Origin of the sequence: Variovorax sp. 22077 (assembly GCF_052044195.1) — a bacterium.
GTDB lineage: Bacteria > Pseudomonadota > Gammaproteobacteria > Burkholderiales > Burkholderiaceae_C > Variovorax > Variovorax atrisoli.
This window is the reverse complement of sequence record NZ_JBQEQC010000011.1, coordinates 73,017-99,072: the sequence shown is the minus strand read 5'-3', so window position 1 is coordinate 99,072 and position 26,056 is coordinate 73,017. Positions and strand designations below refer to the sequence as shown.

Genomic DNA, 26,056 nt, shown 5'->3' with positions numbered 1-26,056 from the left:
CGCGCTGCGCCATCCCGCAAAAGCAGGATGCGGACTATGGCCAAAGCCCTGTCGGGCCGCCGGATCCGGCTACTTGAACTCGTGACTCACCACGGGCGCCGACTTGCTGTCCTGCACCGTCACGCGCTGCCGGTACACCTCGAGATCGCCGTTGCGCACCTCGATGTTGTAGATGCCCGGTCGCAGCGACAGCGACTTCAGCGGCGGGCTCACGCCGCGGTCCGCGCCGTCGACGAACACCTGGCCCCAGGGCCGGACGTTGAACAGCACGCGGCCCATGCCGGGCGCTGCCGCCGGCGCGGTGGTCGTGGCGCCCGGGGTGCCGGGAGCGGCACCTGCGACGGCGGTTCCGGGCGGCTGCGTGCCGGGAGCGACGGGCACCGAGGGCGGGGAGACGCGGTTGATCTCGGCGATGGCGTTGCGCGCCTCGCGGGCGTGCAGGCCGCGGCGGTAGCGGCGCAGGTAGGCCTCGTAGCCTTCGCGCGTGTTCTCGCTCTGCGCGAGGTTCCAGTCCTCGGCCTCGGCGGTGGCGAGCGCGGATTCGGGCGGGGTGACCGGCGTGGCGGGCGTTGCTGGCGTCGTCGGCGTCGCCCCGGACGTGGAGGCCGGCACGTTTTCGAGCGGCGTCAGCGGCGCGGCGCCTGCGACGGGCGCGCTGGCCGCCGCAGCTGGAGCCTAAGCGGCAGCGCCGCCGGCCACGGCCGGCGGCACGCCGTCGGCGGCGGAAGGCGTGGCGCCGGTGTTGGCCGCGGGCGGCATCGCGGCCGGCGGCGCGGTGTTGCTCGACATCGGCTCGCTCGGCGGCGGCACCGGCACCATCGCGGTCTTCTGCTCCTGCGGCTGCATGCCCGAGGTGAGGCGCAGGCCGATCCAGGCGCCCACGGCGACCAGGGCTATCAGCAGCATGCCGACCATCCCCCATGGCGGGCGCTTGAGCTTCTGCTTCGGTGCTGGCGCGGCAGCCGCGCCCTTCTGCGCGGCCTGGGCCTTGGCGCGGGCGCCGCGATCCTCCTGCGCCGCGCGCGGTGCCGGCGCTGGCGCGGGAGCGCGCACCGGTTCAGGGACGGCCACCGGCACCGGTGTCGCGATCGGCTCCAGCGGCGCGGGCGCCGACACCGGAGAGAACTGCTGCGGCGTCAGTTGCGGAGGCGGCGGCGTGGCCGATACGGGCGCGGCGGGAATGATCACCGCCGGCACGCCCATGCCGCTCACGTAGATGTCGCCCAGCTTCACCAGCCCGAGCTCGGCGGCGAAGGCGGCCACGGTCTGCGTGCGGTCCTTGCTGTGAACGGCCAGCGTGTGGTCGATGGCGGCGCAGAAGGCCGGGCTCAGGTCGTCGCGGCCCATGGACGACAGCGGCACGTAGGCGTCCTGCACGCTGCGCACCACGGCCGAGGGCGGCGGGTGCCCGGTGACCGCGCGGTACAGCACCGCGCCCAGCGCGTAGAGGTCGGTCCAGGCGCCCTGCAGCAGCGTGTTGTCGTCGGCGTACTGCTCGATGGGCGAGTAGCCCGACTTGACCATCACCGCCACCTCGTCGACGAGGTCGGCGATCGACTTGCGCGCCGCGCCGAAGTCGAGCAGCACCGGCATGTCGTCCTGCTGGATGAAGATGTTGTCGGGAGCGATGTCGCGATGGAAGCACTGGCTGCGGTGCAGCGTCTCCAGCGCGCCCAGCAGCGGTCCCAGCATGCCCAGCAGCCAGGGCTCGGTGATCCTGCCGGGCTCCTCCTCGGCCAGACGGCGCAGCGTGCGGCCCTTGTAGAGCTGGATCGCCATGTAGGCGGTGGAATTCGCCTCCCAGAAGCGATGCACGCGCACCAGCGCCGGGTGGCTGAACTGCGCGAGGGTGCGGGCCTCGTTGATGAAGCTGCGCAGGCCCGCCTGGAAGGTGGCGGTAAGGCGCTCCGAGCGCACGTGCACGCTGTTGTCGCCCACGCGGCGCGCGAGCATGGCGGGCATGTATTCCTTGATCGCGACCTCGCGCTGCAGCGAGTGGTCGTAGGCGCGGTAGACGATGCCGAAGCCGCCCTCGCCGATCACCTCAAGCAGTTCGAACTCGTCGAGGCGATGGTTCACGCCCAGCGGATGCGGGCGCTCGTCCTGCGCGTCGGCCGCCGGGCTTCCGATGCCGTGCGTGGTCGTCATGCTTGCGTTCCTCCTGCGGGACGACCCACCCCATGACCCTCATGGCCCCCCTGGATCGATCGGCCGACCTGGCTCTTCTTGTTCATGCCCATGGCACATGTCCCTGCGAAAACAACTTGGAAAACAGCGGCGTGTTGAGCCCTCCGCCATGGGCGGCTGTGCGCAACGGCGACCCGTCGGCCTGGTTGGTCCACCAGTAGCTGGTGCTGCCGAAGGGGTCGAAACACAGTGGAAGCTCCGGCCAGCCCAGGCGCTGCTGGGCGCTGGCGCCACCGGCCGTAGGCCCGAGGATCGAAAGGATGTCGTCCGAGCCGCCGCTGGCAGTCTGGAAGCCCGCACGGCCGGCCGCCAGCACCTGGCTGTCGAACTGGTCCGGCGCCACGCCGTGGCGGATGGCCTGCAGCATCGCGGTGCCGCACTGCCAGTACCACTCGGCCGAGCCTTCGAGCACCGAGGGGCGGTAGCTGCGCGCGGCCACCTGCAGGGTGATGCATACGGGGTAGTAGCGGCCCACCCGGTCGCAGCTCGGCGCGATGCAGCCGAACTGGACCGCGTCGACGCCCTGCGTGGCGGGGATCGCGAAATTCCACACCGGTGCCACCGCGTAGTGGCGCGTCATGGCGTCGGGCCAGCGCTTGAAGCTGCCCAGGCCGTTCTGCATCCAGCGGTCCCACCAGGCCTGGAGTTCGCGCGGCATGCGGCGATAGAGGAAGTCGCCGGCGGCGGGCAGCTTGCCGTACCAGCCGATCTGCTCGTCGACGGGCACCCAGGCCTGCGGAGGAATGCTGCTGTTCATCTCAGGACTTCCCCGGGCACGAGAAGCTGTTCATCTGCGGCAGGCGCAGCGGGTTGTAGACGCTGTTGGCCGTGACCGCGAGCACCACCTTCTTGCCCTGCAGGTCGAAGCTGGCATTGAAGGACTCGGGCGAGCTGCCCGCGGAGATCGAGGCCTTGTCGAAGAGCCGGTGCAGCGCCCAGGGGCCTTCGGTCACGATGCCGCCTGCCGGCGTGCCGTTGGCGGTGGTCACCTGCAGGCGCACCTGGTTGCTGTTGCGCGGGCCCGGCCACTTGATGGTGCTGGGCGCCTGCGGGCCGTGTGCGTAGCGCACCGTCTGGCCGTCGACGTCGAGCGTGAACTGCGTGAGCGCCGCGTCCATGTCCTCGGGCCGGATGTCGATGGTGAACGAGGGCGTGCGCCCGCCCGCCATGCCCGAGAAGAACACGTCGCGGATGGCCTGCGCCTTCTGGAACGAATCGAGGTACGCCGAGCGCCCGGTGGCGCTGCCGTCCACGCCGCGCTTGAAGGCCCACGGATTGACCGAGGTGTCGACCTGCGTGATGAGGTTCTTCTGGAAGAAGTCGTCCATCATCCCGCCCGGCGCGAACAGCTGCGCGAAGTCGCCCGAGGCCACGTCGCGGTTCGATCCGCGCGTGAACGGGTAGCGCCCCGCGATCGCCTGGTTGCAGAAGGTGCCGATGCTGGCCGCCGCGCTCTGCCCGATGTTCTGCCGCGTCACCGCCGCAGCCTTCGACGAGGCGGTGGCGGAAAGGTCGTTCAGCATGCCCTGGAAGGGCACCGGCAGGCGCCCCGCTTCGGCCTGCACCTTGGTGACGGCGTCGCTGGTCGGCGGGATGTTGCCGCTGCGCAGCGCGGTGTCGGTGGCGGTGAGGAAGTTGTAGAGCTCGTTGATGAGCGCCGCCGTCGCGTCGATCGGCGCCTGTCCGCCCTGCTTGGGCGCGGTGACCATGCGTCGCAGCGGCTCGAAGTGGTTGTCCACCAGCGACTCGGGGCGGTCCACGCGCGTGTTGCGGCGCTGGCTGCCGTCGGGCTGGCCGATGAGCTGCTCGATGCGCTCGCGCGTGCTCTGCACGCGGTTCTGCGCCTGGTCGAGCAGGCTGCGCGCGGCCTCGTCATGATTGCGCAGCAGGTCGGTCTCGCGCGCGGCGCCGCGGATGATGCGCGACATCGGCGACTCGGCGGTCGACAGCACGCGCGTCATCTGGATGCTCTGCAGCAGCGAGCGGCTGTCGGCCAGGCGGATGTCGACGAGGTAGTCGTCCCACACCTTGATGTAGTCGGTGAGGTAGAGCCGGCGCACCTCGCGCAGCAGCAACTCGCGCGAGGTGATGTCGGCGATGCCGGGCGCGCGGATCTGGAGCACCCAGCGGTCTTCCTGCTCGAGCGACAGCGTGGTCTCGGCCATGCGCTTGTCGAAGATGTCCCAGTAGCCGCGGTAGGTGAAGAGCGTGGGAATGCCGTCGGTCAGCGGCTTGCCGCTCGCGCGCCTGATGACCAGCGCCGACTCGGCGCCGCCCGCCTCGGCGATGCTGAACGCGTTGGGCGGACTGGTCTGCAGCAGGATGCGGCGCAGCCGCGCGTACGAGCGCTGCGCCAGCGGCACACCGGCCAGGCGCTCGCGCGTCTGCGTGATGAGCCTGTCGTCCTTGGCGAAGGGCGAGGTCACCACGCGGCCCGAGAACAGCGCCTTCAGGTGCGACTCGAGGTTGGCGCGCTGCTCGCGCGTGAGCGATGCGCCGATCTTGCGGTCGACGTCGGTGAGCAGCCAGGCCTGCAGGAAGTCGGCGTCGTAGCGCTCGGCGTCGTACAGCATGAGGTAGGCCTTGAGCGCCTCGTAGCTGTATTCGGCGTCGTTCTTCGCGGCTTCGCGCAGCGACTGCTCCACGCGCTGCGCGGCCTGCGGCAGCAGCACGGTCTCGAGGGCGCGCTGGTAGACACCGTCGGTCGCGGCCTGCAGCTTCTCGCCCTGGTAGAGGCCGAAGCGGTAGGAGGTGGGCGGATCGCCGATGTCGAAGTGGCTGGACTTCGGCAGATCGCGCAGCCTGTCGAGGATGAGCAGCGAGCTCGCGATGTCGCCGCTGGTGTCGACCACCGTGGGCAGCTCGCCGCGCGCTGCCGCCTTGTTGAAGGCCTTGGCGTTGGTGTCTACCTCGGCCACGTAGTCCTTGTTGTTGCGCCAGCTGTTCACGCAGGCGCCCAGCAGCAGCACCAGCAGCACGCCGATCACGCTGTAGCCCGCGATGTCGATGGCCCGCTTGCGCCGGTACCAGCGCAGGTTGGTGCCTGCCACGCCCGCGTCGCGGAAGATCACCTGCTGCAGCAGGTCCTTCAGGAAGTAGCTCTTGCCCGGGCCCGGCGGCGGTGCCGGCGGCGCATTGACCTGCAGGTAGCGCTTGATGGCGCCCATCACGCGGTCGAAGGCCGTGCCCTCTTGAGTGCCGCTGGTGAAGTACACGCCGCGCAGCATCGACGCGGCCTCGAACTTCGACGGATTGAACACGTCGGCCAGGAAGGTGCCGAGGATGTCCTCGAAGCTCGCGAACTGCTGCGGCAGCAGGTAGGCCTGAGCGCGGCGCATCGGGTCGGACTCGGCCGCCAGCAGCTCGGGCAGGCGCTCGTCCAGGCGCTGGTGCAGCAGCTTGTATTCCTGGTGGAAGCGCTCGCGCAGGTCGGCACCCACGGGCGCCGCGCCCTTGTTGCCCTTACCGGCCTTCGCCGGGTTGCCCTGGATCGGGAAGGTGAAGCCCCACACCTGCTGACGCTCGGTGCGGCCCAGCGAGCCGAAGTATTCGTTGAAGCCGGCCAGCAGGTCGGTCTTGGTGACCAGCACGTACACCGGGAAGTCGATGCCCAGGTCGTTGCGCAGCTCCAGCAGCCGCTTGCGCAGCGCCATCGCGTGGCGCGCGCGCTGGGCGTCGTCGGCCAGCGGCAGGTCGGCGATGCTGATGGTGAGGATCGCGCCGTTGATCGGCTGGCGCGGGCGGAACTTCTTCAGGAGTTCGATGAAGCCCTTCCACTCGCTCTCGTCGGTCTCGCGGTTGCTTTCGTGCGTGGTGTAGCGCCCGGCGGTGTCGATCAGCACTGCCTCGTTGGTGAACCACCAGTCGCAGTTGCGCGTGCCGCCGATGCCGCGCACCGCGGCCTTGCCGAGCTGGTCGGCCAGCGGGAAGTCGAGGTCGGAGTTGACCAGCGCGGTGGTCTTGCCCGAGCCCGGCGCGCCGATGAAGATGTACCAGGGCAGCTGGTAGAGATACTGCCGGTCGAACAGCGAGAAGCGGCTGGCGGGCTTGCCGTCGGCATCCGCGCCGAAGCGCATGTTCTTCAGGATGTTCGTGGCGTCGGTGAAGCCGCTCTGCAGCTCCTTGATCTCGGGCGCGTCCTCGGGCTTGGCTTCCTTCTCGCTCTTGGAGGGCGTGCGCAGCTGGTTGAGCAGCTGCGCGTTGAGCCGGCGCTCGCGCCATTTCCGGTAGATGACGCGCACGATCCAGATCGTGAACATCAGCACGATGACCACGATGCGCACGATCTCGTCCTCGAGCGGACGGTAGCGGCCCACCGCGATGGCCGGGCCGATGACCCAGATCAGGAAGGCGAGCGCGACCAGGCCCAGGAAGACCCACAGGTCGCGGCTGATGAGAAAACGGAAGACGGCGCGCAGCATCAGCGGTTGCCTCCGGAGCGCGGTGCGGGCACGGGTGCGGGTGCGGGCGCAACGAGAGGCGCGGGAGCCACCGGCGCCACCAGCAGCGTCACCTCGACGCGGCGGTTGCGCGCGCGGTTGGCGGGGGAATCGTTGGGCACGATCGGGTCTGCGTCGCCGCGACCTTCGGCGCGCAGGCGTTCGGGCCGCGCAAGTCGCGCTGCGATCATCTTCTTCACCGCGTCGGCGCGGGCCTGGGAAAGTTGCCAGTTGGAGGGGAAGCGCACGCTGCGGATCGGCTGGTCGTCGCTGAAGCCGCTGACCAGCACGTTGCCTTCCACGGAATTGAGCGCATCGGCCACGCGCACGAGCACGGGCGCATAGCGGTCGAGCACGCGGTCGGAGCCCGAGGCGAAGAGGCCGTCGCCGCGCAGCACCACGACACTGCGATCCGCCTCGTCTCGCACGGTCAGCAGGCCTTCGCGGATCTCGGGCTCGAGGAAGCGCTGCAGGCGCGGCACCGGCGCCGGCATGACGACCGCGCGCTCGGCCTGCGGCAGGCGTACCGCGTTGACGGCCGCGAAGGCGCCGTCGGAGTGGCCCGCGAGATTGAAGGTGAGGAACGCGAACACGCCCATCAGCAGCACCGCCGCCACCGCACCCACCGCCCACACGGGCAGCCAGTTGCGCGAACGGCGTACGGGGGCGCTGCCGTCCTGCCAGTGCGGCGACAGCGGAACCGGGATCTCGCCGCGCGTCTGCCGGATGATCTGCAGCAGGCGCTGCTTGAGCGTCTCCAGCTGCGATCGGCCGTTGTCGATGACGCGGAAGCGCCCCTCGAAACCCATCGCCAGGCAGAAATAGATGAGCTCGATCAGGTGCAGGTGCTGCTGCGGGTTCTGCACCAGGCGCGACAGGAGCTGGAAGAACTTCTCGCCGCCCCAGGTCTCGTTGTGGAACATCACCAGCAGGCTCTGCGACGACCAGATGCTGCCGCCCCATGGCGTGAGCGCGGCGGCCTCGTCGACCGCGGTGCACAGGCAGTAGCGCGCGCCGATGATGACCTCAGGCGCGATGCCCGCCTGCTGTGCGCGCGTCTCGAAGCGGCGGACCTCGTCGACGAGATGCTCGCGCAGCTGAGAGGGCGCGGGATGGTGGCCGGTGGCGCGGATCTGCGGGATCAGGTCGAGCAGCGGGTTGGCCGCGGCCACGAGCGGGTTGTTGCCCGCGAGCGCCGTGTCGCCCGCATGCGGGCGCCGCGCGTCATGCCAGGCGGTGAAGGAATCGGGCTGCGCGCCCAGGCCGCCCATGCCGGCACCGCGCGAGGCGGGCGGCATGCCGCCCATGTCGCCATTGGCGTTGCCGCCGCCGGGATTCGGCGGCACGAAGCCTCCCGGACCGACGGCCATGTCGTTGACACCGTTCATAGAGTCCCTCACGGACGGATGGCCCAGAACTCCATGGCCAACCCGGGAAAGTCACCGGCCAGGTGCATCGCCACACCGCCCGACTTCTCGAGCTGGCGCCACATGTCGCCGCTCTTGTCGAGTTCGAAATAGTGGTAGCCCGCGTTGTACGGAATCTGCCGCGGCGCAACCGGCAGCGGACGCACCACCACGCCCGGCAGCTGCAGCTGCACGAGGTCGCGGATGCGCTCGACGGAGCCGATCTTCACCTGCGTCGGGAAGCGCTGCTGGATCGCATCGGCCGGAAGGTCGGCATGCACCGCGAGCACGAAGCCGGCGTTGCGCACCAGCACCGGGTCGGGCATGCGGCCCACGCGCACGCCGTGGCTGCGCTCTTCGAGTTCGATGGCGATGGCGCTCTGCTCGAGCACGGCCGACAGCGAACGCCGGAGCTCTTCGAGCAGCGGGCGGATGCACTCGTTGAGGTTGTCGTGGTCGTAGATCGGCCACAGCACCGGACGGCGCGTGGGCGAGGTGTGCGTGGCCAGGTGGCAGGCCAGCTTGAGCCAGTCGACGAAGAGCTCCTCGGGGTGCACCTGAACGGCCTGCTGCGCATGCCAGGTGAGCGCGAGATAGCGGTTCACCAGTTCGAGCAGCAGGAAGTCGGAGACCTCGCTCACGCCGCCGCGGCCCGGCTGCGAGAGGCGCGAGGCCAGAGCCTCGGAGCGCTGCGTGAGCAGGCCATGCAGTTCCGCGATCATGCTGCGCAGCATGGGGTGCGCGGAGGCGTCGAGCACCGGCGGTATGTAGTTGGCGTCGACCACCAGCTTGTGGTCGGTGCGCCGCTCGATCACGCGCACGGCGCCGATGGATTGCCACTCGGCGGTCAGCGAGGAAGCGCGTGCGAGGCGCAGGCGAGGCGCGGCGAGCTGCAGCACCGCCGGACCCAGCGCGACGGCATTGCCGTCGTTGACCTCGCGCTCGATCACGCCGAAGCGCGCGGCCGAGCCCTCGTCTTCCGAGAAGATGACCTCCTCGCTGCCCGGCCTGCGCAGGGGCAGCGCCAGAACGATGAGTTCGTCGGTGAGTTCGCTGGGCACTTCGTAGGGAGGCGGCGCGTCTTCGGCGCCGAACGAGAACGGCGTGCCGTCGGGCATCACGCCCGCGCCGCCGAGCAGCGACACGCGGCCCAGCGCGAAGGCGTCGCGGTCGATGTCCAGGTGCAGCCAACCCCAGTAGGCGCCTTGCAGGCCCGCGGTGCGCCGCGTCACGTACTGCTCGACATAGCGTTCCAGTTGCTGGAAGTGCTGGGGGCGCAGGTACATGCCCTCGGACCACACAACGCGATTCGCCAATGCCTGCGGATGGGCGCCATTTCTTGCAGCGCCCGGATTGCGAACTGTCACCAAAAAAAGACCTCCTGGGGAGTGCTCACGCCGGAGCGGGAGATGCGCGGGAGAGCGGCCTCCCGGTCCACTTGTTTTGATCTCGATGCTACACGTCGCTTCTTACGTTTTGCACCGCATTTATCTTATGAATTCTTCGCACTTTGGTACTAGTCATTGAGTACCTTCAGTGCAAAGTTAACGACTTGGTAGCAGCTCGATGCCCGTCTTGCGCACGGCGACCTGCACGGCCTGTTCGCTCGGCGAGAACTGCCACACCTTGTACAGGTTCGTCTGCTTCGGTTCCTTCAGCGGCAGCACGATGCGCCAGCGAGCGGCTTCCAGCTTGCGATAGCCCGCGATGATGCCGATGGCGCGCGAGTCGAGACCGGCCTCGCGCTTGAACACGCGCTCTTCGCCGCTGCGCATGATGGCCTGGTCCGCATTGACGAGTTCGGTGCTCAGCGTCTCTCTGTCACGGTCCTGTAATGCAAAGTAGTCTGCCGTCTCGAAGTTGCCGGAAGATTTCAGCTCGAAGACCTTGACGAGGATCGGAGCGGCCTGCCCCCGACCGTCGGGATTGACGCCTTCGTCGATCCTGATCGTGACCGCGTAGGGCGTGGGCATGGACTTGGCCGTCGATGCGCATCCGCTGATGAGGCCCGCCCACAACGGTGTGGTTGCAAGTGCGCCTTGTAGCAAGCTTCTTCGATGCATTGAAATCTCCCAGGGGTTCGCGGCTTATATTATCGAAGTCATACGCCCTACGATGGCGCATCGCGTGCATGCCGCAATCAAGCGGCACACCTTCCAAGCATTGCCTGTTCATTGCCTTCTGCAAAGTAGGAGAGAAGATTGAAGTCATGTCTGCCTGCTCTGGCGTTAGCTCTTCTTGTGGTCGCCGGCTGCACGACCACGCCGCCGCCCGAGCCCGCGCCCCAACCCGAACGCCTGAGCCAGCAAGTGGCCCGCACCACGCTCGAGAAGGCGCAGCAGGCCTATGACGAAGGCGACTATGCCAAGGCGCTCAGCACGCTCAAGAGCGGCGGCGTGTCGGTGTTCGAAGGCGCGGAACCGGCCACGCGCCTCGATGCGATGAAGCTCGAGGCCTTCAGCTACTGCGTGGCCAACCAGATCCCCGAGTGCCGGCTGCAGTTCCGCAAGATCCTCGATGCGTTCCCGACCTTCGAGCTCAACGTGGCGGAGCGCAAGCACCCGGTGTGGGGCCCCGCCTTCGAGGCCGCCAAGCGAATGAAGCGTTGATGAAGAACATCGCGGCCGCGCAGGCACAGCGGCGCGAGAAGACCAACACGGAGAAGCCATGCGTTGGACAGTGATCGAACACGCAGGCAGGCCGGTGGCCACGGGCCCCTCGGCATTGCTTGCCGCGCCCGGAGGAACGATCGGACGCAGCCCCGACAACAACCTCGTGCTGCCCGACGAGCAGCGGCAGATCTCCCGGCTGCAGGCGACCGTGCGCTACGACGACGACGGCGTCGCCGTGCTGCGCAACATGAGCGCGGTGCTGCCCATCAGCGTGAACGGACGCGCGCTCGCGCATGACCAGGAATCGCGCGTGGCGGACGGCGACAGGGTGACGATCGGCAGCTACGTGCTGGAGGCATCGAGCGCGCAACATGCCGCGCGCCCGATTTCTCCGGTGCCGCCGCCTGCGTCCCCGGTGCAGCCTTATCCCGCACAGCCCGCGCCGGCGCCCTACATGCCGCCGCCGACGATGGCCGCGCCGCCGCTGCAGGCAGCGGCAGGCCCCATCGACGCGCTGCTGCCTTCTTCCGGCGCCTCCGATGTCTTCTCCGATTTGTTCGGCGAAGGCGCCCTGCCCATCGGCGACATGCAGCCCACGGTGGCCATGCCACCGCCCCCGCGCCAGACGGCGCCAGTGCCGGTGCCGCCGCCACCAGCTGCTTTCGCACCGCCATCGCCCGGCACCGCCTTCGTTGCGCCCTTGCAGCAGCCTTACCAGCAGCCGCCTGCACCGGCGCCGCAGCAGCTCGACCCCTGGGCCGCGCTCGCGCCATCGGCACCGCCGAAGCAGGGCCCCAGTCCGGCACCGGCCACGAACACAGGTTCGTCGCAGATGCCTTCCGCAGCGGACTGGGACGCCATCCTCGCCAATGCGCCGCGCCGCGTCGACAGCACGCCCGCGCCCATGCCCGACCCGATGGCGCACGAGCCCTTCGAGCTGCCGTCGCAGGCACGCCGCAATCCCGTCGATCCGCTCGCAGAGCTGAATCCCGATTCGGCCAGGGACATGTCGGACGTGGCGCTCAAGCGCGGCGTCGATCCGCTGTCCTTCTTCGCCTCCGACGAGAGCGCGCACTCGCCGCTCTCCGACCCCCGTCCCACCGCACTGCCCCACACCGATCCGCTGCTGCCGGGCGACACGCACCCGGCGGTCGACCTGCTGCAGAACAACCGGCCGGCGGTGCAGGGCTACAGCCACTCGAACCACACGCGCGAAGTGGCGGCGCAATTCCGCCCGCCGAATCCTGTGGCCATGCCTGCACCGGTGCCGGCACCAGCACCCGTCGTCGAACCGCCGAGGGCGGAGGCGCCGCCGCCCGCACCGGTTCCACCACCGCCTCCCCCGCCGCCTCCTCCACCTCCTCCCGCACCGCCGCCTCCGCCAGCCGTGCAGGAGATCAGGCCCGAGCCATCTCCCGTCGTGGAACAGCCTGCGGTCGCATTGCCTGTCGCAGCGCCCGTAGCGGCACCGACGCAAGCCGCTGCACCGACACAGACGCAGACACCATCGCCCGCACCGACAGAGACCGCAGCGGTCTCATCGTCATCGGCGGAAGCCCTCTTCAAGGCCTTCCTCGAAGGCGCCGGCGTGCCCGAAGTCGCCGGCCAGCAGCCGATGGACATCGAGGCCATGCAGCGGCTCGGCCGCATCATGCGTGCCTTCACCGACGGCACGATCGAGCTGCTGTCCTCGCGCGCCATGCTCAAGCGCGAGGTGCGCGCCGAGATCACGATGATCGTGGACGAGGAGAACAACCCGTTCAAGATCCTGCCGAACGGCCGCGCCGTGCTGATGCAGATGTTCGGAGCGCGCATGCCCGGCTTCCTGCCGCCCGAGGCTGCCGTGCACGACGCGCTCGGCGACCTGCAGTCGCACCAGCTCGGCATGGTCGCAGGCATGCGCGCAGCGCTGCTCACGCTGCTGAAGCGCTTCGACCCCGCCGCCCTCAGCCGCGAGACCCCGCACGACGGCGGCCTCGGCGAGAAGCTGCTGCCCGGCGGGCGCGAGGCCCGCCTGTGGCGCCAGCTTCAGCAGCTGCACACCGAGACCACGGCGGCCGTCGAGGACGACTTCCAGGCCGTGTTCGGCCGCGCTTTCCAGCAGGCCTACGACAAGGAAATGGAAAGGCTGAAGGAGATGCGCCGTGCTTGAAGCCACACGCTCCTCGTCCTCCGCTTCCTTCGCAGTGCCGATCTCGACATCGCAGTTCTCCTGCGTGGGCGAGCGCAGCGGCAACCAGGACGCCATCGGCTACCACCTCGACGAACGCAACGGCTGCTTCGTGGTGAGCGACGGCGTCGGCGGCAACGCAGGGGGCGAACTCGCTTCGCGCATCGCTGTCGACACGGCACTCAACACCTTCGTGGCCGGGCCTTCCCTGGCCGCCGACAACATCCAGCGCTGCGTGAAGGCGGCGAACGACGCCATCCTCGCCAAACAGCGCGAGCTCACCGAACAGAGCCGCATGAGCGCGACCTTCGTGTCGCTTTTCGTCGACCGCATCACCAACCAGGCCTGCTGGGCCCACGTGGGCGACAGCCGCCTCTACTGGTTCCGCCGCGGCGCCCTGATGCAGCGCACCGAGGACCACAGCCTCTCGGAGCGCTCGGGCGATGCCGCCGCGAGCCGGCACCACGGCGGCGAGCGCCTGGTGAAGACCAACCTGCTGTACCGCGCGCTCGGTGCGCGCGCGACGGCCGAGGCGACGATCACCGCGCCGCAGCGGCTGGCCGATGGCGATGCGTTCCTGCTTTGCACCGACGGGCTCTGGCAGCTGATTTCGCAGCAGGTGATGGAACGGTCACTGCAACTGGCCGACAGCGCCGAGGAATGGCTGGCGCTGATCCGCCGCGCAGCGGAAGCCAAGGCCGATGATTCGCAGGACAACTACTCGGCGCTGGCGGTGTGGGTGGGGTTTCCGCAGCAGGTGACGCTGGCGGGGACGGCGGCAGTCGCCAGGGCCGACTGAAGCCTCCGATCTTCGGACCGCTTTCAGGCCATCAGCACCAGGATCTTGGGCTGGCTCGGCACGATCCGCATGCCCATCGCATTGCCACGGTTCTGGCGCGTCATGCTCGTCAGGCGCGTCTGCGCGGAGCCTTTGATCAGCATGGTGAAAGCGCCCAGCGTGTGCCGTGACTCCCCCATCACGCTCTGCACCGCCACACCCAGGCCGATGCCCGCGTTGTCGCCGAAGGTGAGCGGCGTGCGCGTGGCCAGGTTGTGTGCGGGGGTGCACAGGTAGAGGATGTTCCAGGCCTTCGGGATCGCGGTGGGGCCCAGTGCGAAGTTGGGGTACGGGATCGGTATGGCCGGCGACTTGCAGACGTCGGGGAATGCCAGGTCGATTCCCATCAATTGGCAGTTGGCGAACATGCGGTGTCTCCTTTGATGGTTTTCGGGAATGTGCGGCTCGTTCAGCCCATGTGGATCTGGCTGGCGTCCGCCTTGATCAGGTCCTGTGCCGTGACCACGGTATTCTTGCCGTGCAGCCTGGCCATCTCGGTAGCCTGGTAGTCGATGTGGGAGGCGCGCACCTGATCGATGCCCTCGGTCATGCGGAATGCCGTCTTGCTCAGATGCACAAGCCGCTCGACGATCGCCTCGTAGACGCGGCCGATCACGCGAATGCCGAGCACCCTGACCTCGGCTTCTTCGCCGCTGTATGCCAGCCGACCCACGCGGCAATCGGCCGTATTGGCGTCGATCTCCAGTTGCGGCGCATCCATGCGCACGCCCTCGCGACCTCGCAGCGAAAGCTGCGTCGCGCTTTCGATGCTGACCGCGCCGCGCTCGGAGGCCAGGGTCATGTCGCCGCTCACGTCCAGGCGCGATGTCCGTGCGTCGGCCTGTTCGGCAACGGCCGTGAGATAGAGACGGCTCGAATCGGGCCCGCTCACGAGCACCAGATCACCGATCTCCGGCCGCAGCAGGCAGCTGGCAGCGCGCTGGCAATGCAGCACGCGCCCGTCGCTCTCGACGCTGTAGAGACCGCCGGGCAGCGCCGAGACGACGGTGCCGAGCGCATTGACTGCGCCGCTTTCCGGGCCCGTACGGTGTTCCGCCGGGGTTGGCTGGGACATGGGGGATCGCAGGGAAGCAACGTTCATGGGCAACCTCGATGTACTCGTCAGGGTCTGGCTCCGCGCGCCGAGAACTCCTCGGCCGCGAAAAGATCGGGATCGTTCGGCAGCAGGCCGCCTTTATCAGAGAAACGCGTGCCTTCGGTCAGCGCGCGGTGCATCTTCGTGCGCATGAACGTGGCGCCACCGAAATCGGCGTCGTGCAGGTCGGCGTACGAGAAATCGGCATAGGTCAGCACCGATTCGCTGAACCTGGCCTTGCTGCAGCGCGCACGATGGAAGACGCACTGCTCGAGATCGGCACCCGCGAAATCGGCGCCCTCCAAATCCGCGTCGATCCAGATGCTCTGGGTGAAGACGCCGCCCGTGCACGCCACGCCCTTCATGTGCACCTGCGGGAACAGGCTTTGCGGTGCGTGCACGCGCCGCATGCTGCCGCCTTCCAGCTGTGCGCCCTTGAAGTTGCAGCGCAGGAGCGTGGCACCTTCGAAGTCGCAATCGCGCAGGTCGGCGTCCGTGAACTGGCAGTTCTCGAAAGACTGGCCGCGAAATGCCTGCCCGGTGAGCTTCGATTCGATAAAGATGGTCTTGTCGTAGCTGCAGCCGGCGAACACCGCCGAGCGCAGATCGGTCCGATAGAAGGTGGCCTGCACCCGCACGCGCGAGAAGTCGACACGCAGGAGCGAGCCGCCGTGTACGCTGAGCTTCTCCAGGCGAACGTCGGCGAACGAGGCGTCGTCCAGGATATCGTCGGCGAACGAGGCATGGCCCAGGTCGGCGCCGGAGAAGTCCACGCCGGCCATGTTGCAGCTCTCGAACATGACGCCGTCGAGCGACGCGCCGGGCATGCGCGCGCCAGGCAACTCGCACCGGCTGAAGACGCATTCGACGAGCGAGGCCGAGGCCAGGTTCGCGTCGGCGAAGCGGCACTGGTTGAACATGCTGCCTTCGAGCTTCGCACCCGACAGATCGGCATCGGTGAAATCGCACGACAGAAAGACGCCGCCCGACAGGTCGAAGCCGCGGAAGTTCAGGCCCTTCAGGTTCTTCTCGCGGATTTCGTCGCCCCGCTGGACCATGGATCGAATGCGTGTGGGCGTCATGGCGTGTCCTGCTCGGGTGCGCGCTTGGGCACGGTCTTGACCTGCTCGGTATAGGCCTCGTCGAACCGGGTGAACCTGTCGATCAGGCACTGGCCCAGGTCGGCCTGGAACAGGTTCGCGCGATGGAGGTTCGCCGAACCCAGCAAGGCCTTCTGCAGGTTCGCGCCGATCAGGTTTGCACGGACGAGCGTTGCGCCCGTGAGGTCGGTGCGCACGAAGCTCGAGTCCCGCGCATCGGCGCCCACCAGCGTGGCCTTGCGCATCGAGGCGTTCGAGAAATCGGTGCCGTCCATCCGGGCATCGGTGAAGTCGGCGGCATCGAGCACCGCGTCGCGCAGGTTGCAGTCGATCAGCACGGCGCGCTGGAAGTTGGCTCCCCCGAGCTTGCTGCTGCCGACAAAGCAAGTGCTCTCTACGCGCGCGTCGGAGAAGTCGATGCCGCCGTGGCATTCGCTGTCGGTCCAGTCGCAGGTGTCGAGTGCGGCGCCTGCAAAAATCATTCCCGAGACGGCGCAGTTGTACCAGGAGACTTTTCGCAGGCGCGCATGATCGAAGCGGACACGGTGCAGTTCGCTCTCGTCCAGGAAATCCACCGAGGAAAGGTGCGCCCGGTCGAACCTGCAGTCGCTCAGGCGGGCCTTGTCGAGGGTCAGGTCGACCAGCTTCGCGTCCGAGAAATCACAGCCCTGCGCCCGAAGCTCGTCGAGCTGGGTCTGATCGAACCGTGCCCCGGAGAAATCGGTGTTTTCGCACACGGCGAGCACCATGTTGGCCTTGGCCAGATCGGCACCTCGCAGCGAGGTGTGCGAGAAATGGGCGCGCACGAGCAACGCCTCGCCGAAGTCCGCGTCGTCGAGCGTGCAACCGCTGAAATCGGCGCTCTCCAGCAAGGTACGCCGCCATCGCGTGCCGCGCAGATCCATGCCCGAAAAATCGGCACCCGTGAGATCCAGGTCGGAGAAATCGCGCCGATCGGCCAGGATGCGCTCGGCCTGCGCACGCGCCTGCGCTGCAGCCTCCGGCGTCATCGGATCGGCTGCATCCTGATGCTGCGCGGTGCGCCGGTAGTTGGCGATGAGCTGATCGCCGGCCATGTGCGACAGCCGCTTCAATTCGTCAGCCGCCTGCTGCGGCATGGGCGTCGCCCCTGCCGCAGCGGAAGATTGCCGCTGCCTCTCGATGCGCGCCCAGGCGTCGACCTTCGGCGGGCCTTTCTGTTTCGTCGACGTGCTCTGCTCCATGAGCCTGGAGGTGTCGAAGCCAGCCTTGCGCGACTCGACCGCATTGGCTTCGGCTGCGGCCGCCATCTCGGCGCGCACCTGCTCGATCTTCGTGCGCTGTTCTTCGACCATCGCCCGCGTCTTCGCGATGTACTCAGGCAACTCGCGCATCGACGTGGGCGGCTTGTGCGGCGGGATCTCGCCTTCCTCTGCTTCGAAGCGGCTCATGTCGACGCCGTCCGCCCTGGCTTTCTCGCGCACTTCCGAACGCATGCGTTCGGCGCGCACCTCCATGTTGCGGCGCATGGGCGACGGCGGCAGAGCGGACATGTCCAGGTCGGGCCACGGGGCCAGGATGTGCTCGGGCATCAGTTGCTCGTCATGCAGCAGATAGAGCGCACGATCTTCCGCCTCGCAGCGGATCACCAGCACCTCGCGGTAGTCCGAAACCGGCAGCGGCGGCGCACTGCCCTCCTCCATCGCCATCATGGCGTGGCTGATGTCGTCCGCGTCGTCCTCCGCGATCTCGGTCACCCCGTGATAGATCAGCCCCAGGCGCTCAAGGTGCGGGAAGAACCATGCAGTGCTCAGATGCAGCGGCAGGTCTTCGAGCACCGCACCGTCGAGGCTGTGCAGGTGATGCTTGCCACGAACCACGAAGCCGCGGGCCCGCCAGCCGGGGATGCGACCGCGCTGCACCCGATGGTCGGGATGCATGTTCGTGATCTCGAACTCGGCGCCGGCCAGTTCGCCGTCACCGGGCACGAGCCACTGGTCGGGCGGCGCGGCGTTGAAGTAGCTCCACTCCATGTCCAGCGCATAGCCCGGAAAGATGTTCTGCTTCCAGTGCTCGTCGTATTGCTTTCCGAGTCGCTGCGCGCGCGAGGGCCGCTCGATGCCGACCATACCGAATCCCGCAGGCTCTACCTGCTGGTCTCGACGGCGCAGCATCGCATGCGGCAGTTCGATGTTGGGCAGCCGTCGCGTTTGCAGGCCGTTGACGATTTCGTCGGAATGGCCGATGCCGACCGGGTTCTCGGCGAATCCGGGGCCGCCGAACGCGTGTTGCCAGTCGAGCCGCATCATGTCGAACGGTTGCGGCGCGCTGGAACGGCCGTCGACCCAGAAGCGATCGCCGAACACATGCAGCGCCTTGGTGCGCCGGCCGACCCGCACCGCTACCGCACTCTGCGTGCGATCGGCGTGATGGCACGTGTAGGCGTTGCCCGTCACCAGGAACTCGGGATTCGCCTTGGGCATGCCGAGATCGATGGAAAACTCCTCGCCGAGTTCGGTGGCGAAGGTCTTCCAGCAATCAGGCTCGGGCACCAGCTTCGCATCGAGGCCGAAGCCGTCGGTCATGACGATCGCCGTCATCCCCAGCCAGTGGCGTCGATCCTTGATGAAAGAGCGGGTGAGCATGCTCATGCGCAGCGGCTTGACGATCTTCATGCGGCGGTCGTGCTCGGGATTTCAACCTGTGTGCGATCGCGATCGATCGCCACCATCGGAGGCTCGGCGTCGGAATACAGCACATGCACCTTGCTACCCCTGACGAAAGTCGATAGCAGGTCTTCGTCGATGAAGGTCCTCACGGTGGCCTGGCGCAGTTCGCCCCGCTCATCGCGCCAGGCCAGACGCAGCTCTGTGGCCGTCATGCCGGCGCCATGTCGGCTGCGCTTGGTGAGTTGGCCCGGCGGACGGGCGAGTCCGAGCACCTCGGCCTCGGCATGCCGCGCATGACCCCGCAGCTGCAGCCAGTGCCGCTCCTCCTGCTTGTATTCGGAGTTGGTGGTCACGGTGCTCCACACCAGGAAGACGGACAGGACCACCGTCGCGGCGATCGCGATCGCGCCCACCGATCCCAGTACTATGTCAGACCACGACATTCGATGTTCTTCCTTCGCGAGGTGCCCGCGTCATTCCGTGACATTCAGGTCGCCGGTCTGTGTTTCCTGCAAGGCCACGTCGACCTCCACCGCCTTGGTCTTCTTCAGCTTGATGACGATGTTCTCCTTGCGCCAGACCCAGTCGATGAAGTTGACAAGCGACAGGTTCACGAAAACACCTGAATTGATCGAGTTGAGACCGCAGGTCAGGACCTTGAAACCGTACAGGTCGTAGGACCCCAGCGTCGCCGTGACCTGAAACCCGGTCCCTTCCTTCACGTTGCGCTGATACCAGGTCTGGTTGTCGGCATTCACCTCCTGCCTGGGCGTGTTGTAGGTCGTCACTTTCGTGTTGATCGTGAAATTGGTGGTGTTGACCTTGTGATCGGTGCTCGTGTAAGTGATGTCGGGCGCAGTGACTGTCTTGGTGCCCGTGACCACGGTGTTGTCGGGGCCGAGCACCAGCTTGCCGTCGAAGGCATTGATGATCTCGACCCGCCCGCTGCAGGTGATGCGGATGTCCGATCCCGCCACGAGCCGCAGCACCGAGCCGTTGACCGTGACGACCACGTCCCCGTTCACGGTCTCGAAGATGCCATCGTTGACCACGCGTTTCTCGCCGCCGCTGATGATCTCTGTCGCTCCGCCGGTGATGGTTCGGATCTCTCCACCCGACACCGTTTCGATCGCTCCGTCGTGCACGGTTCGCGTCTCGCCGCCATCGATGGTCTCGACCGCGCCGGCGGTGATGTGGCGCTCCTCGCCCGACTCGAAGGTGGACGACTCATGGCCCTTGATGAGCGTGGTACGCGTCTTCTCGGTGGTGTGCGTTTCGTCGCCTTCCACTTCGGTGTCGAGATTGCGCTCGGCATGCAGCAGCATCTGCTCGGCCCCCATGCGATCCTCGAACACGATCGCGTTGGCGTTCGCCACGGAGCCACCCTTGGTCGAGCGCGACACGATACCGCTCCTGGCATCTTCCGCTGGCAGATCGAATGGCGGCATCTGGTCGGCGTTGTAGACGCGACCGATCACGATCGGACGGTCGATGCGCCCGGAGATGAAGTCGACGATCACCTCCTGGCCGATGCGCGGCACGTGCACCGTGCCGAAGGAGTCTCCCGCCCATGCCTGCGAGACACGCACCCAGAACGAACTGTCCTGATTGTTCTGTCCGACGCGATCCCAGTGGAACTGCACCTTCACGCGGCCATACTCGTCGGTCCAGATCTCCTCGCCCTCGGGGCCGACGACCGTGGCCGTCTGCGGACCGCTGGTCCGCGGCATCGGCGTACGCCGCGGTGCGCGAAACGGCCTGTCGGCAGGTTGCACGACGAACCCGTGGCCGAAGGATGAGCCGCCCGGCGCATCTGCCGTGGTTGCGTAGCCACCTTCGCGCCAGTCGTAGCTCACCGACACCAGGAGGTAGTCCCGGTTGTCGTCGTCGCGCGGGGAGCCGCGCATGTTGAAGCGATATCCCGGCGCCAGGCCCCGCACGGTGGCATGGCCGGCGCTGCGATCGGCGAGCGACTGTGCCTCCTCGAGCCGCACGCGCGCATAGTGCTCGCCGTCTCCGGCTGCACCGTAGTCGCCGATCCATTCGTACATGTCGTAGTCGGCGTTGTCGGTGGCCAAAGGCTGCACCCGCGTGCCCGAAAGATCGGCCTTGGGCGTGGTGAAGTTGAAGTCGTCGACCGTATAGCTGCCCGAACGCACCTCTGCCGTCACCTGCCAGTCGTCGATCACCTCGATGTCGTCCGTGATGGCGCGATCGCTGGCGAAATAGTCGATGCACGCGTAGCCGGGAAGTTCATCATGGGCCGAGGCATCGTCTGCGAGCACCAGCGTGTGCTGGTTCCTGTCGTGCCTGAACCAGTAGTAGATGCCTTCGAGCTCCATCAGCCGGCTCACGAAAGCGAAGTCCGATTCCTCGTACTGGGCGCAGAAGTCCCAGGCCCTGTAGCTGCCGCTGAGCTTTTTCTCGTAGGCATAGCCGTAGGCGCCGAGCACTTCCTCGATCATCTCGACCGCGGTGCAGCCCTGGAAGGTACGGCTGTGGCTCGAGCGCGTGAGGTACCACAGCCACGGCCGCACGGTGGCCCTGTAGACCGTGTGGCGCACCGTGCCGCCTTCGCGGCCCGTCCGTGCAAAGCGCGTGACCTCGCCATGAAGGAAGCGCGCATCGGCCGCAGTCTTCATTTCCAGCGCCATCGACTTGCCCAGCAGAGCCCTTGCATCGATGGAAGGATCGGGGCTGAGCATCTCGACCTCGAACTCGAACAGTTCCGACAGCGTTTCGCTGCCGTGCATCGCGCGAAACAACAGCTGGTCTTCGGCGAGCGGCGTGTGGGCACGGACTACTCTTTCCATGACGCGCCTTTCCTTTCTGTTCCGGCAGCGCTCATTTCTTGTTGCGCTTCAGATTGACGGTGACCACGAACGGCCCTCTTTTCTGGACGGTGCTCGTGGCAAAGCGACTCTTCACATTGACCTTGATGTTGATGAGCGCGTCGAGCCAAAAGAGGTACGACCAGTTTGCAAAGACGCCGCTGAGCATGGTGTTCACTCCCGCGACCTGCAGCTTGGCCCCGAAAAAGTCCGCGGAACCGATGAACAGCTTGACATGCCGGTTCGACACGATGTCCTTCTGCTGGTCGATCCATCCCTGGTCGGCAGCATTGCCGGTATAGCCCGGCGTGTTGAGGACGGCGACGTCTGCGTTGAGCGTGTAGTTGGTGGTGTTGACCGTGTAGTTGGTGCTGTTGTAGACCATGGTCGGCGCCGAGACCGTCTTCGTTCCGGTCACCGCGGTCGCATGCGGGCCGAGCACGAGCTTGCCGTCGAGGGCGTTGATGATCTCCAGCCGGCCCGCCGCCGTGATGCGGACGTCCGCCCCCGTCACGAGACGCATCGTGCTTCCGTTGACCACCAGCAGCACGTCTCCGTTGTCGGTCTCGACGATGCCGCCATTGACCACCCGCGTCTCCCCCCCGCTGATCGTCTCCGTCGCCCCACCCGTGATCGTGCGCGTCTCCCCGTCGGTCACCGTCTCCGTCGCACCGCCCGTCACCGTGCGCTCCTCGCCCCCGTCGATCGTCTCCACCGCACCCTGCGTGATGTGCCGCTCCTCGCCAGACTCGTACGTCGCCGACTCGTGACCCTTGATCAGCGTCGTGCGCGTCTTCTCGGTCGTGTGCGTCTCGTCCCCCTCCACCTCCACGTCCAGGTTGCGCTGCGCGTGCACCAGGATCTGCTCCGCGCCCATCTTGTCCTCGAACACCAAGGCATTGGCCGTCGCCTCCGAGCCACCCTTCGACGACCGCGTGACGATCCCGCTCTTGGTCGCCTCCCCGGGCAGCGCGAACGGCGGCATCTGGTCCGCGTTGTACACACGCCCAACGATCACCGGCCGGTCCGGCCGCCCGCCGATGAAGTCGACGATCACCTCCTGACCGATGCGCGGCGTGAACACGCCCCCGAACCTCTCCCCCGCCCAGATGTGCGACACCCGCACGAAGCGCGAGCTGTTCTCGTTGCGCTGCCCATACCGGTCCCAGTGGAACTGCACCTTCACCCGCCCGTACTGGTCGGTCCAGATCTCCTCGCCCTGCGGACCGACGACCGTCGCCGTCTGCGGACCGCTGGTGCGCGGCACCGGCGTCTGCCTGGGCGCCCTGAACGCCAGCGCCGTGGGCTGCACCACGAAGTCGAAGTCGTAGGTGCCGCGCTCCGAGCCCGTGGCATACCCCCCCTCGCGCAGCGCGTACGACACCGACACCGCCAGGTACTCCTGGTTGTCGTCCGACCTCGGCGAGTTGCGCATCGTGAACTTGTAGCCCGGCGCCATGCCCCGCACGGTCGAGTGCCCGCTGCTGCGCTGCGCCAGCGACTGCGCCTCCTCCAGCCTCACCTTCGCGTAGTGCTCGCCGTCTCCCGCGGCCGGGTAGTCGCCCAGCCACTCGTACACCTCGTAGTCGGCGTTGTCGTGCCCCCGGGGCTGGCTGCGCACGTTGATCAGGTCGCCCTTGGGCGTGGTGAAGTTGAAGTCGTCCACCGTGTAGCTGCCCGAGCGCACTTCCTCGCTGGGCTGCCACTCCCGGATGACTTCCATGTCCTCGGTGATGTCACGGTCGGACGCGAAGTAGTCGATGGTCTCGTACCCGGGCGTCGCCTCGTGCGCACCGATGTCGTCGGACAGCACCAGCGTGTGCTGGTCCTTCTCGTGCCTGAACCAGTAGTAGATGCCCTCCAGCTCCATCAGCCGGCTCACGAAGGCGTAGTCACTCTCGTTGTACTGCACGCAGTATTCCCAGCTGCGGTAGCTGCCAGAGAGCTGCTTCTCGAACGCGAAGCCGTAGTCACCGAACACCTCCTCCAGGATCTCCACCACGCTCTTGTCCTGGAAGATCTTGTTGTCGCTCGAGCGCGTGAGGTACCACAGCCACGGCCGCACGCTGGCCCGGTACACCGTGTGGCGTTCCGTATCGCCCTCCCGCCCGATCATCGAGAAGCGGATCACCTGCCCGTTGAGGTACCTCGGCCCGCTGCCCGCCGTCTGGATCTCCAGCGTCAGCGGCTTGCCCAGCATCGACTTCAGATCCAGCGACGCGCTCGGACTCAGCAGGTCCACCTCGAATTCGAACAGCTGCGACAAACCCTCCGTGCCCCGCATCGAGCGGAACACCAGCTGGCTCTCGCCCAGCGGCGTGTGGGCTTTTACGACCCTCTGCATGAAGCAAGTCTCCTGTTGGTTTTTTTGCAGGCTCAGGGAGCCCGGAGGAAGAATGCGCCCCTCACCTCCTTGAACTTGAACTTCACGAGCTTCGAGACCACGAAGCCAAGATCACCTATCGCCACGTTCTTCTTGATCCGGTTTTCGTTGTCGTTCAGCAGCGCGAGGTTGATGAAGATGCCGTTGATCGACGTGAAGGTCGATGCGGTCACCATCACCTTCGCGGCATAGAAATCGAAGGCGAGGGGCGTCCAGAGGTTCGCCTTGCCCCATGTCGCTGCGAAATTGGTCCAGCGCCAGTGACCGTGATCGTCCGTGGTCACCGTCTGGCGCGGCGTGTTGTAGACGATCACGTTCGCATTGAGCGTGTAGTGCGTGTTGTTGAGCGTGTAGTTGGTGGCGTTGTGCACGATGGTCGGCGCGCCTACCGTCTTCGGGCCGGTGACCACCGTGGTATCGGGACCGATCACCAGCTTGGTGTCGACGGCATTGACGATCTCGATGCGCCCACCGCCGACGATGCGGATGTCGGCTCCGCTCACCAGGCGCACGACGGTTCCGTTCACGGTCAACGAGACGCTGCCGTTGACGGTTTCATCGATGCCGCCATTGACCACCCGCGTCTCCCCCCCGCTGATCGTCTCCGTCGCCCCACCCGTGATCGTGCGCGTCTCCCCGTCGGTCACCGTCTCCGTCGCACCGCCCGTCACCGTGCGCTCCTCGCCCCCGTCGATCGTCTCCACCGCACCCTGCGTGATGTGCCGCTCCTCGCCAGACTCGTACGTCGCCGACTCGTGACCCTTGATCAGCGTCGTGCGCGTCTTCTCGGTCGTGTGCGTCTCGTCCCCCTCCACCTCCACGTCCAGGTTGCGCTGCGCGTGCACCAGGATCTGCTCCGCGCCCATCTTGTCCTCGAACACCAAGGCATTGGCCGTCGCCTCCGAGCCACCCTTCGACGACCGCGTGACGATCCCGCTCTTGGTCGCCTCCCCGGGCAGCGCGAACGGCGGCATCTGGTCCGCGTTGTACACACGCCCAACGATCACCGGCCGGTCCGGCCGCCCGCCGATGAAGTCGACGATCACCTCCTGACCGATGCGCGGCGTGAACACGCCCCCGAACCTCTCCCCCGCCCAGATGTGCGACACCCGCACGAAGCGCGAGCTGTTCTCGTTGCGCTGCCCATACCGGTCCCAGTGGAACTGCACCTTCACCCGCCCGTACTGGTCGGTCCAGATCTCCTCGCCCTGCGGACCGACGACCGTCGCCGTCTGCGGACCGCTGGTGCGCGGCACCGGCGTCTGCCTGGGCGCCCTGAACGCCAGCGCCGTGGGCTGCACCACGAAGTCGAAGTCGTAGGTGCCGCGCTCCGAGCCCGTGGCATACCCCCCCTCGCGCAGCGCGTACGACACCGACACCGCCAGGTACTCCTGGTTGTCGTCCGACCTCGGCGAGTTGCGCATCGTGAACTTGTAGCCCGGCGCCATGCCCCGCACGGTCGAGTGCCCGCTGCTGCGCTGCGCCAGCGACTGCGCCTCCTCCAGCCTCACCTTCGCGTAGTGCTCGCCGTCTCCCGCGGCCGGGTAGTCGCCCAGCCACTCGTACACCTCGTAGTCGGCGTTGTCGTGCCCCCGGGGCTGGCTGCGCACGTTGATCAGGTCGCCCTTGGGCGTGGTGAAGTTGAAGTCGTCCACCGTGTAGCTGCCCGAGCGCACTTCCTCGCTGGGCTGCCACTCCCGGATGACTTCCATGTCCTCGGTGATGTCACGGTCGGACGCGAAGTAGTCGATGGTCTCGTACCCGGGCGTCGCCTCGTGCGCACCGATGTCGTCGGACAGCACCAGCGTGTGCTGGTCCTTCTCGTGCCTGAACCAGTAGTAGATGCCCTCCAGCTCCATCAGCCGGCTCACGAAGGCGTAGTCACTCTCGTTGTACTGCACGCAGTATTCCCAGCTGCGGTAGCTGCCAGAGAGCTGCTTCTCGAACGCGAAGCCGTAGTCACCGAACACCTCCTCCAGGATCTCCACCACGCTCTTGTCCTGGAAGATCTTGTTGTCGCTCGAGCGCGTGAGGTACCACAGCCACGGCCGCACGCTGGCCCGGTACACCGTGTGGCGTTCCGTATCGCCCTCCCGCCCGATCATCGAGAAGCGGATCACCTGCCCGTTGAGGTACCTCGGCCCGCTGCCCGCCGTCTGGATCTCCAGCGTCAGCGGCTTGCCCAGCATCGACTTCAGATCCAGCGACGCGCTCGGACTCAGCAGGTCCACCTCGAATTCGAACAGCTGCGACAAACCCTCCGTGCCCCGCATCGAGCGGAACACCAGCTGGCTCTCGCCCAGCGGCGTGTGGGCTCGAACGACTCTGACCATGGGGGTTGTCTCC

The 26,056-nt window shown here is 67.3% G+C and carries 18 protein-coding genes; 3 read left to right on the top strand and 15 right to left on the bottom strand.

Annotation, left to right across the window (positions count from 1 at the left end; translation table 11 throughout):
- Window positions 1–69: 69 nt before the first annotated feature.
- The 7 genes from ACTJLF_RS17405 to tssJ all read right to left on the bottom strand — a co-directional run bounded on the left by ACTJLF_RS17405 (window position 70) and on the right by tssJ (window position 10,095).
- On the bottom strand, window positions 70–612 hold the full coding sequence (locus ACTJLF_RS17405) for a hypothetical protein (RefSeq protein ID WP_440883590.1): 543 nt from the start codon (window positions 610–612) through the stop codon (window positions 70–72).
- Window positions 613–675: 63 nt separating this feature from the next.
- The gene (locus ACTJLF_RS17400; RefSeq protein WP_440883589.1) at window positions 676–2,148 is read right to left on the bottom strand and encodes a serine/threonine protein kinase; all 1,473 of its coding nucleotides are present in this window, start codon (window positions 2,146–2,148) and stop codon (window positions 676–678) included.
- Between the two features lie 82 nt (window positions 2,149–2,230).
- Window positions 2,231–2,944, bottom strand: a complete 714-nt coding sequence (gene tagF, locus ACTJLF_RS17395; RefSeq protein WP_019657944.1) for a type VI secretion system-associated protein TagF — start codon at window positions 2,942–2,944, stop codon at window positions 2,231–2,233.
- A gap of 1 nt (window position 2,945) precedes the next feature.
- Complete coding sequence (tssM, locus tag ACTJLF_RS17390) at window positions 2,946–6,608, bottom strand: type VI secretion system membrane subunit TssM (protein ID WP_132751862.1); 3,663 nt, start codon at window positions 6,606–6,608, stop codon at window positions 2,946–2,948.
- Entirely contained in the window at window positions 6,608–8,014 is a 1,407-nt protein-coding gene (locus ACTJLF_RS17385; protein ID WP_126184174.1) for a DotU family type VI secretion system protein, read from the bottom strand. The genes tssM and ACTJLF_RS17385 overlap by 1 nt, the downstream gene beginning before the upstream one ends.
- A gap of 8 nt (window positions 8,015–8,022) precedes the next feature.
- Entirely contained in the window at window positions 8,023–9,318 is a 1,296-nt protein-coding gene (gene tssK, locus ACTJLF_RS17380; protein ID WP_240650024.1) for a type VI secretion system baseplate subunit TssK, read from the bottom strand.
- A 258-nt stretch (window positions 9,319–9,576) separates the two neighbouring features.
- Window positions 9,577–10,095, bottom strand: a complete 519-nt coding sequence (tssJ, locus tag ACTJLF_RS17375; RefSeq protein WP_019657940.1) for a type VI secretion system lipoprotein TssJ — start codon at window positions 10,093–10,095, stop codon at window positions 9,577–9,579.
- A 138-nt stretch (window positions 10,096–10,233) separates the two neighbouring features.
- Here tssJ and ACTJLF_RS17370 point away from each other — a divergent pair, with 138 nt between their 5' ends.
- Genes ACTJLF_RS17370 through ACTJLF_RS17360 form a run of 3 tightly spaced genes read left to right on the top strand, consistent with a single transcriptional unit; the run spans window position 10,234 to window position 13,613 of the window.
- Window positions 10,234–10,641 (top strand): TssQ family T6SS-associated lipoprotein, encoded by a 408-nt coding sequence (locus ACTJLF_RS17370; protein WP_440883588.1) that lies wholly within the window; start codon window positions 10,234–10,236, stop codon window positions 10,639–10,641.
- A gap of 58 nt (window positions 10,642–10,699) precedes the next feature.
- Window positions 10,700–12,796, top strand: coding sequence for a type VI secretion system-associated FHA domain protein TagH (tagH, locus tag ACTJLF_RS17365; protein WP_440883587.1), 2,097 nt, complete (start codon window positions 10,700–10,702; stop codon window positions 12,794–12,796).
- Window positions 12,789–13,613 (top strand): PP2C family protein-serine/threonine phosphatase, encoded by an 825-nt coding sequence (locus ACTJLF_RS17360; RefSeq protein WP_440883586.1) that lies wholly within the window; start codon window positions 12,789–12,791, stop codon window positions 13,611–13,613. Before tagH ends, ACTJLF_RS17360 begins: the two co-directional genes overlap by 8 nt.
- Window positions 13,614–13,636: 23 nt before the next feature.
- On the opposite strand, the gene ACTJLF_RS17355 is transcribed toward ACTJLF_RS17360, so the two are convergent.
- From ACTJLF_RS17355 to ACTJLF_RS17320, 8 genes are read right to left on the bottom strand one after another with little or no spacing between them, the layout of a single operon-like run.
- Window positions 13,637–14,020, bottom strand: a complete 384-nt coding sequence (locus tag ACTJLF_RS17355) for a DUF4150 domain-containing protein (protein WP_019657936.1) — start codon at window positions 14,018–14,020, stop codon at window positions 13,637–13,639.
- Between the two features lie 41 nt (window positions 14,021–14,061).
- The gene (locus ACTJLF_RS17350) at window positions 14,062–14,754 is read right to left on the bottom strand and encodes a DUF3540 domain-containing protein (RefSeq protein WP_440883585.1); all 693 of its coding nucleotides are present in this window, start codon (window positions 14,752–14,754) and stop codon (window positions 14,062–14,064) included.
- Window positions 14,755–14,774: 20 nt separating this feature from the next.
- Window positions 14,775–15,830 (bottom strand): pentapeptide repeat-containing protein, encoded by a 1,056-nt coding sequence (locus tag ACTJLF_RS17345; protein WP_440883584.1) that lies wholly within the window; start codon window positions 15,828–15,830, stop codon window positions 14,775–14,777.
- Window positions 15,827–18,502: a DUF2169 domain-containing protein gene (locus tag ACTJLF_RS17340; RefSeq protein ID WP_440883583.1), complete on the bottom strand. Its 2,676-nt coding sequence runs from the start codon at window positions 18,500–18,502 to the stop codon at window positions 15,827–15,829. The genes ACTJLF_RS17345 and ACTJLF_RS17340 overlap by 4 nt, the downstream gene beginning before the upstream one ends.
- Window positions 18,499–18,939, bottom strand: coding sequence for a hypothetical protein (locus ACTJLF_RS17335; RefSeq protein ID WP_020723378.1), 441 nt, complete (start codon window positions 18,937–18,939; stop codon window positions 18,499–18,501). Before ACTJLF_RS17335 ends, ACTJLF_RS17340 begins: the two co-directional genes overlap by 4 nt.
- 30 nt (window positions 18,940–18,969) lie before the next feature.
- Window positions 18,970–21,309 carry a type VI secretion system Vgr family protein gene (locus ACTJLF_RS17330; RefSeq protein ID WP_184605887.1) on the bottom strand — a complete coding sequence of 780 codons (2,340 nt, stop codon included), beginning with the start codon at window positions 21,307–21,309 and terminating at the stop codon, window positions 18,970–18,972.
- A gap of 31 nt (window positions 21,310–21,340) precedes the next feature.
- Window positions 21,341–23,671: a type VI secretion system Vgr family protein gene (locus tag ACTJLF_RS17325; RefSeq protein WP_440883582.1), complete on the bottom strand. Its 2,331-nt coding sequence runs from the start codon at window positions 23,669–23,671 to the stop codon at window positions 21,341–21,343.
- A gap of 32 nt (window positions 23,672–23,703) precedes the next feature.
- Window positions 23,704–26,043 (bottom strand): type VI secretion system Vgr family protein, encoded by a 2,340-nt coding sequence (locus tag ACTJLF_RS17320; RefSeq protein WP_440883581.1) that lies wholly within the window; start codon window positions 26,041–26,043, stop codon window positions 23,704–23,706.
- Window positions 26,044–26,056: the final 13 nt, after the last annotated feature.